Origin of the sequence: Tichowtungia aerotolerans (assembly GCF_009905215.1) — a bacterium.
GTDB classification, from domain to species: domain Bacteria; phylum Verrucomicrobiota; class Kiritimatiellia; order Kiritimatiellales; family Tichowtungiaceae; genus Tichowtungia; species Tichowtungia aerotolerans.
This window is the reverse complement of the sequence record NZ_CP047593.1, coordinates 1,550,746-1,564,560: the sequence shown is the minus strand read 5'-3', so window position 1 is coordinate 1,564,560 and position 13,815 is coordinate 1,550,746. Positions and strand designations below refer to the sequence as shown.

13 protein-coding genes are annotated in these 13,815 nt (G+C 53.7%); 5 read left to right on the top strand and 8 right to left on the bottom strand.

All coding sequences use genetic code 11. From position 1 onward, the window contains the following. Positions 1 to 128 precede the first annotated feature (128 nt). From GT409_RS06535 to GT409_RS06500, 8 genes are all read right to left on the bottom strand, one after another. Positions 129 to 2,642: a glycoside hydrolase family 2 protein gene (locus tag GT409_RS06535; RefSeq protein ID WP_160628130.1), complete on the bottom strand. Its 2,514-nt coding sequence runs from the start codon at positions 2,640 to 2,642 to the stop codon at positions 129 to 131. A gap of 192 nt (positions 2,643 to 2,834) precedes the next feature. Beyond that, on the bottom strand, positions 2,835 to 3,725 hold the full coding sequence (locus GT409_RS06530) for a nucleotidyltransferase family protein (protein WP_160628128.1): 891 nt from the start codon (positions 3,723 to 3,725) through the stop codon (positions 2,835 to 2,837). Positions 3,726 to 3,746: 21 nt separating this feature from the next. Next, positions 3,747 to 4,862, bottom strand: coding sequence for a phosphotransferase enzyme family protein (locus GT409_RS06525; RefSeq protein WP_160628126.1), 1,116 nt, complete (start codon positions 4,860 to 4,862; stop codon positions 3,747 to 3,749). 18 nt (positions 4,863 to 4,880) lie between these two features. Next, the gene (locus GT409_RS06520; RefSeq protein WP_160628124.1) at positions 4,881 to 5,792 is read right to left on the bottom strand and encodes an SDR family oxidoreductase; all 912 of its coding nucleotides are present in this window, start codon (positions 5,790 to 5,792) and stop codon (positions 4,881 to 4,883) included. Further along, the gene (locus GT409_RS06515; RefSeq protein ID WP_160628123.1) at positions 5,789 to 6,883 is read right to left on the bottom strand and encodes a phosphotransferase enzyme family protein; all 1,095 of its coding nucleotides are present in this window, start codon (positions 6,881 to 6,883) and stop codon (positions 5,789 to 5,791) included. The genes GT409_RS06520 and GT409_RS06515 overlap by 4 nt, the downstream gene beginning before the upstream one ends. A gap of 15 nt (positions 6,884 to 6,898) precedes the next feature. After that, positions 6,899 to 7,687 carry a glucosamine-6-phosphate deaminase gene (gene nagB, locus GT409_RS06510; protein WP_160628122.1) on the bottom strand — a complete coding sequence of 263 codons (789 nt, stop codon included), beginning with the start codon at positions 7,685 to 7,687 and terminating at the stop codon, positions 6,899 to 6,901. Next, on the bottom strand, positions 7,687 to 8,478 hold the full coding sequence (locus GT409_RS06505) for a PIG-L deacetylase family protein (protein WP_160628120.1): 792 nt from the start codon (positions 8,476 to 8,478) through the stop codon (positions 7,687 to 7,689). The genes nagB and GT409_RS06505 overlap by 1 nt, the downstream gene beginning before the upstream one ends. Next, complete coding sequence (locus GT409_RS06500; protein WP_160628118.1) at positions 8,475 to 9,842, bottom strand: ROK family protein; 1,368 nt, start codon at positions 9,840 to 9,842, stop codon at positions 8,475 to 8,477. Before GT409_RS06500 ends, GT409_RS06505 begins: the two co-directional genes overlap by 4 nt. Positions 9,843 to 9,969: 127 nt before the next feature. Here GT409_RS06500 and GT409_RS06495 point away from each other — a divergent pair, with 127 nt between their 5' ends. From GT409_RS06495 to GT409_RS06480, 5 genes are all read left to right on the top strand, one after another. Next, positions 9,970 to 10,827, top strand: a complete 858-nt coding sequence (locus GT409_RS06495; RefSeq protein ID WP_160628116.1) for a helix-turn-helix transcriptional regulator — start codon at positions 9,970 to 9,972, stop codon at positions 10,825 to 10,827. 232 nt (positions 10,828 to 11,059) lie between these two features. After that, on the top strand, positions 11,060 to 11,536 hold the full coding sequence (locus GT409_RS06490; RefSeq protein WP_160628114.1) for a hypothetical protein: 477 nt from the start codon (positions 11,060 to 11,062) through the stop codon (positions 11,534 to 11,536). Next, on the top strand, positions 11,461 to 11,652 hold the full coding sequence (locus GT409_RS16140) for a hypothetical protein (RefSeq protein WP_408647960.1): 192 nt from the start codon (positions 11,461 to 11,463) through the stop codon (positions 11,650 to 11,652). Before GT409_RS06490 ends, GT409_RS16140 begins: the two co-directional genes overlap by 76 nt. A gap of 131 nt (positions 11,653 to 11,783) precedes the next feature. Continuing rightward, on the top strand, positions 11,784 to 12,725 hold the full coding sequence (locus tag GT409_RS06485) for a dihydrodipicolinate synthase family protein (RefSeq protein WP_269844990.1): 942 nt from the start codon (positions 11,784 to 11,786) through the stop codon (positions 12,723 to 12,725). 35 nt (positions 12,726 to 12,760) lie between these two features. Beyond that, a complete protein-coding gene (locus tag GT409_RS06480; RefSeq protein ID WP_160628110.1) occupies positions 12,761 to 13,801 on the top strand; it encodes a glycoside hydrolase family 130 protein in 1,041 nt (346 codons plus the stop codon). Positions 13,802 to 13,815 lie beyond the last annotated feature (14 nt).

Genomic DNA, 13,815 nt, shown 5'->3' with positions numbered 1-13,815 from the left:
TCGGACCCGCAGGGACCCTGACAATGTGAACAGTCTGGGTGCATTGAACCAACAGCCGCAAGAGAGTATGTGCGCAGGATATCACCTCTATTTGCGCCACAAACGATTACGGGCATCATGACGCACAATTACTCGAAATCCGCCTGCTGCTCCGCAACGCCGCGAAGACGGGCCTGCACGAGCCGACGTGCAGGCCCATAATCACGTACGGGCGCATGCCGATATTCCATCCCGGCATCTTTCCCGACAGCCGGACATTTTGGAGGCACACTTTCCAGCGTAATTTCTGCCGGTCTAAGCGAACGAATCCCGGCCTGCAGCGGACGGGCCCGCACCGTGATTTTTCCGGCGCTTCCGGTCGAACGGATCAATACGGGAACAGTTCCCCACTCGACCGCGCGCGGATTCGCCCCGATGTTTCCATCACCAACAAGATGGCCCGCTCCCTCAACCTCAAACCGGATGACATCCTTATTGAGCCGCTTCACTGTGCCAGTGACATCGACCACGCTGGCAATAACCGTTACAAAATCCGAACCATCCGCCGTCAGCGGAACACCGCAATCATCAACCGTCAGCACAATGGCCTCTTTTTCGAGCGCCGGCTTCCGGACTTTGGAAATCACGCACCTGCCGTCGACCCAGCCCTTTACCTCAAGAACCGCCTCACTCGTCCGGCCGGCGCGCTGCAGTTTTTTCAGCTCCATAAAGTCAAATTCGTTCTCAAAAACCATCGGGGCATTCGGAGCGCCATCGCACCAGGGTTGACATTTTTTCCGAACGGTCTCACGACCGCAAAACGAAAGGGAAACCTCCTCGCAGTTGCAGAAGACGACAATGTCCCTGCCGGAAAACGGCGTTAACTCATGAGCAACAAACAGCACAGGACCGTCCAGTAAGGAACGTTGACTTCGGAACAGGTACCATGAATATTTTTTCTGGCGGAAAGCATCCATCAGCCCACCGTAGAAAGGATCAGGATGGTACCCGCGCTGGTGATCAAATCCGCACCAGAGGGTCGCTCCCACATATTCCACTGGCGCCTGGTGAATTGTTTTCAGGCAGGTATAAGGATAAGAGGGCTCCGCGTAATGAAGCGCCTGAACCAACTGCGGCAGCTCGCCCCAACTGCGATGCACGCGACTCGGAGAATTATGTGCATTCCAGTCATCGACATTATCTCCCCACTCACGGGTAAAGTAACAGCGCTCTTCTGCGGCATCGGCGGCCGCATCCGCTGCGCCGCTGAAGTCATCACGCCAGGCCGTGGGCGGATGCCGATAAATGAGGTCGCAATACAACGGATGTACATGGTGGTCACAAGTCGAATAGCATCTGCGCTGCGGCATCTCTTCATGCACAATTTCCCAGACCTGCCTGTTGAATTCCTCAGGACAAACGGTTTCATTCAGAGCCGGCTCCCAGGCCAGTAAGGAAGGATGATTACGATCGCGCCGTATCATCTGTCGAACATCCCAATATACCGCCTCACGGAAGGCCGGATCCGGATTGAAAAACTGCCAGCCCGGCGTTGCAACAATTACGAACAGGCCGAGGCGGTCACAGGCATCCATAAACGCAGGGGACTGCGGATAGTGCGCGCTGCGAATCACATTCGCCCCGGCATCTTTCAGCTTGATTACATCACGCACATGGACAGAGTCGGGAAGCGCATTACCAACATAAGCGAAATCCTGGTGGCGGTTCACACCGACCAGCTTCTCTCCGTACGGCTCCCCGTTCAGGACAAACCCCTGCTGTTTATTAAAGTCGATTGTCCGCAGCCCGACCGACAGTTCCTGCCCGTCGCATACTCTCCCTTCCCTATCAAGCACGCGCACCTGCAGGCGGTAAAGATAGGGATCGGATGGACTCCACATATGTGGGTTCAAAACATCCATTTCACAACAAACTTCATCCTCGAAATCAGCCGGTTGAGAAAATCGGGCAACAATCGTCCCGGCGGAGTCCAACAACCGCAGGTTAACAGTGCCGTCAACCTTATTGCCGCCGTGGTTCTTCAGATGAACCTGCGCGCTCAACACGGCTTTTTCATTGGACAATGAGGTGCAGATGGCAACTATGCCGCCGCCGGCAACCCGGTCCACAAGATGGGGATCCGTGATATGCACAGCACCGTGCGTATACAACCAGACATTGCGATAGATGCCGCCGAAATAGCAGAAATCCATCAGGCACTGCTCCTTGCCGGGCGGATAGGATGGGTCGTCGCTGTTATCCGCACAGACGGCAATCACATTTTCACCTTCAGGATTCAGCCCGTCCGTAATATCGACAACAATCGGCGTAAACCCTCCCCGGTGCTGCTTTACCAGCCTTCCGTTCAGGTAAATCTCTGAACGTCCCATAATGGACTCAAAACAAAGAATTGACCGACCGCCCTCCCTGACCGCCGGAGCAGAAAACCTTTTGCGATACCATGCCGGCCCCTGATAATTGACAGAACCGCTGGCATCCGCAGGAAGCAGTTCCAGGCCGTGCGGCAAATTAACCGGCATCCAGCCGGAGTCATCGAAGCCGGCCTGCTCCGCACCATCGGGATCGCCGAAAATAAAACGCCACCCGGGATTAAAACTGTAGACGCATCTGCCGGAATCTTCCGTGGGGTTTAATGAGGTCATAAGCCGTCCAACCTTTCCTTCTAAACAGACCGCAGCGGGCACGGTCACCCCCCCACAGGCTTCATCGGCGTTCCGAAGAGCCTGCGAAAACGGCCATGCGGCTTTTCGATCTGTTCCGAGAGTATCCTAGTAGGCCCTGCCGGATTAAAGGAAGCGGCATTCTGCGCAATACTGCACCAGTATTTACGACATCTAAGCCCAGAGATTTTCCGGATAAACGCCGGCATCAACCAAGGCGCGTATTCCGGCCTGAACCTGCGGTTTGTCTTCCGAGTAAGTGACGCCCATCCATTTTTCATTGGACGGCAGCACTTCCACAGTGGCATCACCGTTCTTGATCATGGCATCAATCACTTCCGGAAGAAGATATTCGCTTTTCAGCTCGCCGCCGGCGCGCTCGAGAAACTGTACGACCCCGCGTTCGAGGAATTCGAACAGCTTCGGCGTGAAACCCCAGGTGTTCATCGAAACCATGTCATCATCTGCCATTTCGCCGCCATCATAACGGATCACGCCATCTTCTTTGCGCTCGATATCGAACCGCTCTGTGACCGTGGAAAGTTTTCCGTCCTGCACATCGCAGTAGCCGCGGGCGACACCACCGAACGGTGACAGTGTGTTTTTGATATAAAATCCAACCATGGAAAAATCGGTGCTGCCTGCAGCAGTGTTCTTCAGTTTTTCTCCGATCACGTCAAATGATTCGCGACCATAAAAATCATCGGCATTAATGACCGCAAACGGCTCGTTCACGACCTCTTTCGCCATCAGCACCGCCTGTCCGGTTCCCCACGGCTTGGTGCGGCTTCCAGGGACGGGAAAACCCTCCGGAATTTGTTCCAAGGTTTGGAAAACATATTCGACCGCAATTTTTCCTTCGAACTTGTTGCCGATCGCTTCTTTGAAATCCGTTTCAATATCCGGGCGAATGATAAAAACAACTTTTCCAAATCCGGCGCGGATGGCGTCATAGACAGAGTAGTCGAGTACGATTTCACCGGACGGTCCGACGGGATCGATCTGCTTGAGTCCTCCGTAGCGGCTTCCGATGCCTGCGGCCATAATTACGAGAGTCGGTTTCATGGAATTCTCCTGTTGATTCAGTTATGAAGTAAAAACCTGTTCGAGCAGTTCGTTGATCTGCCGTTTGCGCGTTTCGATGCTTTCGCACAGCTTGAACTGGATCTTTGCACGGTGAAGGTTCTGCTCGGGGGATTTGACTTTGAAGTATACATTCCCGGCCAGATAGTCCTGGAAAAAGCGCAGGCCCAGCTCAAAGGTGATGAGGCGGATTGAGTCGTAGAGGTATTTTTTGTCGTTGTCGGTGAGAAAACTTCCGGCATGCACCATATAGCCGCGCACAAAGGCTTCGCACAGGATCAGGTCGAACGATACCTTGCCTACATCTTTGGTCTCCTCCCCCTGCCGGTTGCAGAGAGAGCGCAATGCATCGCCGAAGTCGTAGTGGATCAGGCCGGGCTTTGCCGTATCAAGATCGATGATGGAGGTTCCTTTGAAGGTGTCATCATCAATCATAATGTTGCTGACTTTGGGATCGCCGTGAATCAGGCGGATGTGCAGCTCGCCGGCATCCTGCGCGTTCTGAAGCACATAGGCAAACTCCCGACGATCCTCGACAAACCGAATCAGGTTTCGCACCTCCATCGAGCTTTCACTCAGCTCACGTGCGGATTCCGTTTCCAGTACGGCGTCATATTTCTCCAGGTATTTCGGTGTCTCATGAAACCCCGGCAGCGTATCGCGCAGACTCAAGGGATTCATCGTGGAAAGCAGGCGATGGAATTGTCCAAGAACCGTTCCGACCTCCTGGGCATGCTCCGCGCTCTGAGCGACATCAAAGGAGGTCGCGGAGGCAATCAAGGTAAGCGCCCGCCAACATTCTCCGTTTTCATCCCGAAAATAATCCTGCCCGCTGCGGCAGGGAACAATGCGCGGGAGCTGCCAGATGCGGTCAGCGGTTTCGCTTTCGGCCTTCAGCTGCTTGTGACAATGATTCGTCAGAATGCTCATGTTCTCCATAATCCACTCGGGATGCGCAAACACATGGCCGTTTACGCGCTGGATAATGATGCGCTCTTCTGAAAAGTGCGTGCGAAAGACCGCGAGATAGGTGTCGTTTACGTTTCCGCTGCCGGTCGGCCGGATACTTGCCAGCCGGCCGGCCACATTAAACTGTTCCGCGATCTGTGCCGGTTTCATTATTCCTCCCGGATGCGATTAACGAGTAAAATAACGGATGGTAGCGGCCAAACCTTCGTCAAAACTGGACGTCGGCTCAAACCCGGCGGCTTTGATTTTATCGACCGAAGCCATCGAATGCTTCACATCGCCGGCGCGCTCGGGCGCATACTCAATTTTTGAAGAAGAGCCGGTCAGCTCGATAATTTTGCGGGCAAGGTCGTTGATCGTCAGGCGCCCACCGTAAGCCACGTTGTAAAAGCCCGGCTCGGTGTCGTTCATCGCCAGAAACACGTTGGCGGCAACGATGTCTTTCACATAGATGAAGTCGCGCGTCTGCTCGCCGTCACCAAAGATTGTAATGGTTTCATTTTTGACCGCCTTGTCGATGAAGATCGGTACGGCGGCGGCGTAGGCGCTGCCGGGGTCCTGACGCGGGCCGAAGACGTTGAAGTAGCGCATGACGCCGGTATCGAGCTTGCCTTCGCGGCTGAACATGTCGCAGTAGTATTCGCCGTCGAGCTTGGTGATCGCATACGGACTTTTCGGCTCGGGCAGCATCGTCTCGACCTTCGGAACAACCGGGTTGTCCCCATAGTTGGCGGCCGAGCTGGAAAAGCAGAGTTTTTTCACGCCGGCTTTCGCCGCCTCTTCGAGCACCACCAGAGTCCCTGTGGTGTTGATATTAACACATTCAATCGGCTTTTCCATCGATTCCGGCACGCTGATCATGGCCGCCATATGAAAGATGTAATCCACGCCTTCGACTGCTTTTTTTACGATCTCCCGATCCGTAATTGAACCTTCGATAAATTCATGCTCAAGGCCTTCGAGGTTTTTCAGATAGCCGGAACGCAGGTTGTCCAGCACCCGCACATCTGCCTTGCCCTGAAAGTGCTCAACAACATGGCTTCCAATAAATCCAGCGCCGCCGGTGACTAAAACTCTCATGTACAGTCCTCCACAATCTTCTGCATCGCATCCATCTGCTCTTCCATCGACTGCACCATCTTGAACTGTTTGCGGCAGCGGTCGATGTTCTGCCCCTCGCGGTGCGTCTTGAAGTAAACATCGCCCTGAAGATAGTCGGTTAGGAAACGCAATCCGATCTCAAAAGTAATCAGCTTTCCCGAAAACGCCAGCAGCTCGCGCTCCTTCGGGACGAGGAACCCGGAAGCTGTTTCGAGGTATCCCTTCACCAGCGCCTCAAAGTAATCAATGTTCATTTTCACCTTGGAGAGATCGCACTCATCCTCGGCCGCCTGGTTTGTGGTCGTGCGGATCATGTCTCCAAAGTCGTAGAGCACCGACCCGGGCATAACGGTGTCGAGGTCGATCACGCACTGTCCTTTGCCGGAGGCGTTGTCGATCAGCACATTATTGAGCTTGGTGTCGTTGTGTGTTACGCGCTCCGGAATTTCTCCGGAGGCCATCAGATCAATGACCACATCAACCATCTCCTCGCGGGCCATGGCAAATTCGATCTCGTCTTTCACATCGTCGGCGCGACCGTGAATATCTGCCTCAATGGCCTCTTTCAGCGTATCGAACCGCGAGCGGGTATGATGAAAATTCGGAATGGTTTCAACCAAGCGCCCCGGAAGATCGGCCAGCTGACACTGGAATTCACCAAAAGCTCTGGCCGATTCATAGGCCTGGTCCGTGTTTTCAATCACGTCAATACCAACGGCATCCTCAATGAACACATAGCAGCGCCAGAAATCGCCGTTGGCATCCACGTAGTAATCCGTTCCGTCCACGGTCGGAATCAGCGTCAGCACACGGCGGTCCAAATCGTCCGCACCCGCCTCTTCAAACTTTTTGCGCTGATGACGCGTCACGCGGCCGATGTTTTCCATCAGCCCCGGAACATCCTTGAAGATGTTTTTATTAACGCGCTGATGGATGTAATGCACCTCGCGGCCATCCACATCGTAGAAGACCTTGTAGGTATCATTAATATGCCCGCTCCCGTAAGGCTCCTCGCCAAGATAGCTCCCGGGGCACTGAAACGCCGCAGCGACATCTTTAAACTGATCCATACTTCCCTCCCGAAATTAAGCGTCCTTCTGCCAATCCGGCTTGTTATCGTAGACCCAGCGGTAATAGTCGGCCAGCTTGAGTTGCGAAGCAGCTGCTTCATCGATAAAGACCTTGGCATTCGCATGATGCTGCAGAATTGACGCCGGCATGATGGAGGCCACCGGCCCTTCCACTGTGGCAGCAACGGCTTCGGCTTTGTTTTCGCCGAAAGCCAGCATGATGTTCATGCGCGCATCCATAATGGTGCCGATCCCCATCGTAATGCAGTGGTGCGGCACCCGGGATTCGTCGTTTTCAAAAAAGCGGGCGTTGTCGGCCACCGTCTGGCGCGTCAGCGTTTTGATGCGGGTGCGCGAGGCGAACGACGAGGTCGGCTCGTTGAACCCAACGTGTCCGTCGGAGCCGATCCCGAGCACTTGCAGGTCGATGCCGCCGGCATCGACAATAGCCTGCTCGTACGCCGCGCAGGAGGCGGGCACATCCTCGGCCATTCCGTCAGGAACATGCGTATTTTCCATTTTGATGTTGATGTGTTCAAAAAGGTTTTCGTTCATGAACCGGCGGTAGGACTGCTCGTGTTCCGGCAGCAGCCCGATGTATTCATCGAGATTGAAGGTAGTAACCTGCGAAAAATCGAGCCCTTCTTCTTTGTGAAGACGGATCAGCTCTCTGTAGAGCATCAGCGGCGTACTGCCGGTCGCCAGACCAATCACTGCGTTTGGCTTTTCGTGCACCAACCGCGCCACCACCCGTGCAGCCGCCTCGCTGGCGACCTGTCCGTTGTCCTTGATAATAAGTTCCATTAAAATATCTCCTTCAGTTTATCACTCATTGAAATCATTTTTCCGCTCTCCAAAATCTGGCAGAACTGCCCGTTCTCCCACTGTCTCAAGCGGTAAAGCGTTGCAAATGTAAAGTCCGGCACTGCGCCTCCCTGCCCGCCGACAATCTCGCCGCCGCGACGCACGTTGTCCTGCATCCAGGCCGGGAGAGAGAGATGGTAGGGATTGCGGGCGACCTCTTCGACATGCAGCGAGATCGCCGCAATCAGGTCCGCCACCAGTTGCGCATCGCCTTCAACCATCAGGTTGGGATCATCCATCGCGCCCCAGAACTCGGTTTCGACAACCGTGCAGGAAAAATCGTTCGGCATTTCTGACAGCGCATCCATCACCAGAAAATGCGTGGCGATATGGCGCGAATTCCAGTCCCGCTCGTGCGGCACAAAAATGATTTCCGGCTGCTCGGCTTTCAGAATCGCGACAATATCGTCCTTTCCCAGATTCTGAAACCCGCTGCGTTCCCGGATATGCCATCCGAGATAAGCGCAGGCGTCGGCCAGCTCTTTGGCGCGGCCGGGCTGACGTTCGACGTTGCTGCCGAAGGTGACCGGCACATTGATAATCTGCATGCCCGCCTCGCGCATCAGGCGCAGCGGAAGCAGCCCGGTGATACACTCATCATCCGGATGCGGCGAAAACAGCAGCACCTTCCGATCGGATTCCACCGGCGCGGTTTCTCCGGAAACGGTGATTCCTTTGGCCGACTCCACACCGGCCTGAATGTCTTCAATAAATTTCAGATACGGGTTCATTGTTTTTCTCCAATCATTGGAAGGCTGGCGGCGGCAACCGCCTGTCCATGCCGCTTCATTTGTTCGTCGGGAGTGGTAATTGTTACTTTTTCAGCCAACTCCGGAAATTCTGCACGAAGCACTTCTTCGGCTTTTTCAATAATCACCTGTCCGCCCTCGCCGCTGGTTACACGGCCGAGAATCAGCAGGTTGCGGAAGTCATAGAAGTCAGAATAATGAGCGATGGCATAACCGAAACAGACCCCGATGGTTTCATAAATCTTTCGGGCCCGATCATCTCCCTCGGCCATCAGACGCTGTACCTCAATGAGCTGTTCTGCAAACGGGGTATCGGTCGGAAATTCAATCCCGGCCAGTGTCGCCAGCCTTGCCACGCCCTGCTGGGAGAAATACTGAACGCCGCAGCCCGCATCGCCCGACCACTCGTCGACAGGGCCGTCTTTGCGGTAATCAACCGGAACAAATGCCAGCTCGTTGAGCTGCGAAGTGATGTTTCCCTCCGGGGTTACATAGCCGGCGGCCAGACTGGTGCCCATGGAAATTCCGAGGACGGCATTGTCATCAAGCGACATCGACCCGGCCAGTGCCGTCACCTCACCGTCATTGACCACATCAACCGGAATTCCGCCCCACGCCTTCTGAATCTGCTTGAAAATCGGCCGGACTTTTTCATTAAACTGTTCTTCCGGAACGCCTCGGAAAAGCGATGCAATGCGTACCTCATTATCTACATAAACGCCGGCAGCGCTCCCGCCGATGGCATCCACACGCGGCAGATGTTCCGCGGCGCGTTTGAGAGAATCCATTGTTCCATCAAAGTGATACTGCGGATCTTTTTCAAAATAGGGATCCCATTTGATCTCTTCCGAGAAAACAACCTCTCCGTCGATCACAGCCGCGCACTTGCGGTCGGAACCGCCGAGATCAAAGCCAATCCGGCATCCGTCGAGATGACGACCCAGTGCGGCACCTTCCGTCTGCGGCTCCGGAATCTGTTCGGCCGTCGCTTTTTCAATCCGCAAAGCATGACCGTAAATCTTTTCGCCGATTATTTCAGAATCGAACCGACCGACAGAAGATTCCGCGTAATGGTGTTCCAGCCTTTGGAAAATTTCATCCGGCCCGTCGAACAGAATCCGGTTGCCTCCGACGGCCCAGAGCATCCGTTTAATCATCCGTTCAATATAAACAAAACTGCGGTCTTCATCAGCCGTTATTTTGACACAGCGTCTGGCAACCGCCCGGTCATCCCGCAGCAGCCCGATCGTTACGGTCCGCCCGCCTTGCGAGGCCTCTGCCTCAAATTCCCTGTTCCATAAAATCGCCGGCACAAACCCGGGATCCAAAATTGGTTGTACTTTCATCAAACTGTTCCTCCGTCTTAACCGGCCACGAATATGACAAATCAACACCCCAATTGGTAAGATTAATAAAATGTCAATTTTGTCTTTTTTTTAACAATTCTGACTGTAGTCTTATGGGATGAACTCCGTGGACTCATATCTCCGGCAATTGCAGGAACCCGAAGACTACTTCCGGGGCCTTGGTGAGAGCACGCTTCCGAACCCTCGCAATATCCTGCTGTTTCTCCGTCCCGATAAAAAAAGGCTGCAGCAGGAGGCCCCGCAAAACCGGTCCCATCACCGCTTTGTGCTCATCTTCAACCTTCAGACGGCAGGACACGTTCATGTTAACCACCTTTCTCTGCCGCTTGCTCCCCAACAGGCTTTATTGATCCACCCCTATCAGTTTCATCACTTCAGCCAGCTGGCATCCAGCAAAGTGCAATGGCTGATCTGCACCTTTGAACTGGAAAACAGCGCCCCGCTCGAACCGCTCCGGAACCGGGTCATTCAAGTCAGCCGCCGCTCCGAAAAGGCCCGGGATCAACTGCTGCACGAATGGCTCCGCTGCTTTCAACCGGAATCACACAGCGAACTGCAGGAGGCTCTGCTGCAAACCGCCTTGGTCCGGCAGCTTCTCTGCCTGCGTCAGGACCGGCAGGCGGCCGAACTGAAACCGCAAACCGAATCCAAAGGCAGTCTGATCCGAACGGTCAACCGTCATCTGACCGAATGGCGCGGGCGGCTCGTTACCGTCGCGGACCTCGCGGATGCCATCGGCCTGTCGGAGTCCCGGCTGCGCGTTCGATTCAAGGAAGCCGCCGGCATTTCCCTCGGAAGCTACATCCAGAATTACCGGATTAACCGGGCCATGGAACTGCTGCGAACCACTCCGCGCTCCATCGCCGATGTGGCTGAAGAAGCCGGGTTTGGATCGCCGCAGGCTTTCTGCAGAACATTTAAAAAGGAAACGGGACAGACTCCCCGAAGCTATAGAGCAGGCTGAGTTCGACAGAAATCCCCCGCGTCCGTTTCCCCATCAAAACAGCAACGGCCAGACGGCCGGAGGCCGGACTTCTTTTCTTGCTGCCGAGCATGACAACAACCCGAACGCCCTCTACGGAAGCTCCGGAGTTGAAGGCCTGCTGCTCAGTATCAACCGCAATACTGTCAATAACGGATCGTATCCCGACGTTGCCGGCGATTCGTGAACATGGGTCAACGGCGCCAGTCTGCGAATGAAATCATGGAACCTCACCGGAAACTTCGGCCCCGCCTCCATTTCCGTTCGTGCCGCCATGGATCTGCTCCATCTCTTTATATGCAGCCCACGCCATGTATTTCAGCTGGCCCTGATTGACCGGGGCGTAGTCATTAACGTCCGCATTGGCTGCAATAATGCCATGCTCATACCACCACGCCGGATAACGGCTGTCGGGCGCAGCGTTTCCACTGATTCATTTCAGAGACGCAATTTCCCCTTCTCGGGAACAGGAATCTGGCGGCATGTAGTTGCAGAGTGGGACTTTGCCTCTGATACAATGCGATTATGGCTCGATAAAGCTGAACAGACCGGCAGCGGTACCGTTTCGTTCAGCAAGGATGGTTATTACCGCGAAGCCCCCGGCATCAGGACCGGATCGGGTGCCACTATAGCGGATCAAGCTGGTTTGATGGCTCTATTGATGAATTCCATATTTACAACCGCAAACTAAATGCCGGAGAAATTAATGATTTATATAGCGGCACCACAACCTGCTCCCAATCACCGGAGGATGTTTCAAAAAGAGCATTGACCTTTTTCTCCCACTGGTATACTACTGGGGCATAATTAGACGGGCAGAGAAAAACATCCGCGTGATCTTACATGTTGAAGTGCCGAAAGCCCGACATGACACATGTCGACCGACGCAACGAGTCACGAAGGAAACCAAAATATAATTTATTGAAAGGCAGCTGGTTGTGAGTAATTACCTATCGAAGTTCAAACAAGGCATTGTTGCGCCAATGGTAACCCCTCTTCACGAGGATGAATCCGTAGACACCGAGGCGATTGTACGGCTCGTAAACTTCCTGATTGGCGGAGGCGTACAAGGAATTCTCACTCTGGGAACGACCGGCGAAATTTCACGTTTAAACCAAGACAGTTGGCAGCGCACAATCGAAACCGTTGTCTCGACTGCAGACGGCCGGATACCGATTTATGCCGGCATCAGCTCACACGCCGGAACACAACAAACAATACGGAACCTGAAATCGGCAGAATCGGCCGGAGCGGATTTTATAACCGTTACTCTTCCCTATTACTTCCCGATCGATGATATACATGAACAGACAGAGTTTTTTCTGACCGTTGCTGACGCCGCATCGCGTGGAGTACTTCTTTATAATATCCCATGGACAGTCGTGGCATCCATCCGGATCGAAACGATTGAACGCCTCATTCAGCACCCGAATATTGTCGGCATCAAGGACAGCAGCGGAGACAGGGAGTATTTCAAAAAGCTGCTCGCCTTGCGCGACCCGAATTCATTCCGCGTTCTAAACGGTCATGAAGGATTACTTGACCCGGCCCTGTTGCATGAATCGGACGGGATCGTCTCTTCCACTGCAAATATTCTGCCGTCATCGACCAGCAAGATGTGGTCAAAAATCAACTCGCTTGAATCACAGGCTTATCTGGACAGGATCGCCAAAGTAAACAGCATGAACGACTGTGCGCCGTACAGCAGCACCGTCGGACTGGCCTTGCGGAAACTGGTGCTGAGTCATTTCAACCTGATCAAGCCGGTCGTTACACAACCTCATACCCGCTTTACAAAAGACGATCTGGAATCCATCGCTAAACTGGCAGAAGAGGCTGCGGAATGGGAAGGACTCACCGAAATCCATCCGGTCGTTTAAACATCAACAAACCAGACAGCAAAAAGAACAAAGATATGATTATCAGACATCCCGAAAACCCGTTAATCAGCCCCTGCGACGTAAAACCGTCACGCCCGGATTTCGAAGTCGTATGCACCTTCAACGCCGGCGTCACCCGCTACAAGGATGAAGTTATCCTTCTGCTTCGCGTGGCAGAAATTCCAAAGAATGATAATCCTGCTATCGAACGGGTTCCCATTTTTTCATCAGAACAAAACGAACTGATTGTTCGTGATTTTGACCGAACAGACAAATCCATTGATTATTCGGATTCACGCTTTGTGCGAACCGCGGAGCAGCAGTTCCTTACATCGATCTCCCATCTCCGTCTGGCGCGCAGCAAAGACGGAATACATTTCTCGATTGATGAAAAACCCGCCATGTTTCCTGCGAACGTGTACGAAGAGTACGGAATCGAAGACGCACGGATTACAAAAATCGATGACACATACTACATTAACTATTGCGGAACAGCCGACGTCGGAATCACCACCCTGCTGGCATCAACAACCGACTTTGAAACCTTTGAGCGACATGGTGTCATTTTCGCGCCCGACAACAAGGACGTCGAAATTTTCCCGGAAAAAATCAACGGGAAATACTATGCACTCCATCGCCCCACCTCCGCGGAATACAAACATCGCAGTATTTGGATGGCGGAAAGCCCTGATCTGATGTGCTGGGGAAACCACCGCAATTTCCTGACGACCCGCGAAGGATTCTGGGACGACGGCCGCGTCGGCGGCAGCGCGGTTCCCTTTCGCATCGAAGAGGGCTGGCTCGAAATCTATCACGGAGCCGACAAGAACAACCGTTACTGCCTGGGAGCGCTGTTGCTGGACGCGGATGAACCGTGGAAAATCCTCGGCCGCAGCGAAAAACCGATCATGAAACCTGAAGCCGATTACGAGGTGAACGGATTTTTCGGCAATATTGTTTTCAACAACGGCGTGCTGTTTGAAGACGGCATCATCAAAATCTATTACGGCGCAGCCGACACCCACATCGCCTATGCCGAGATTTCGCTTGAAGAAGTTCTGGCCGGTTTAAAATAACAAATCAAAATCCG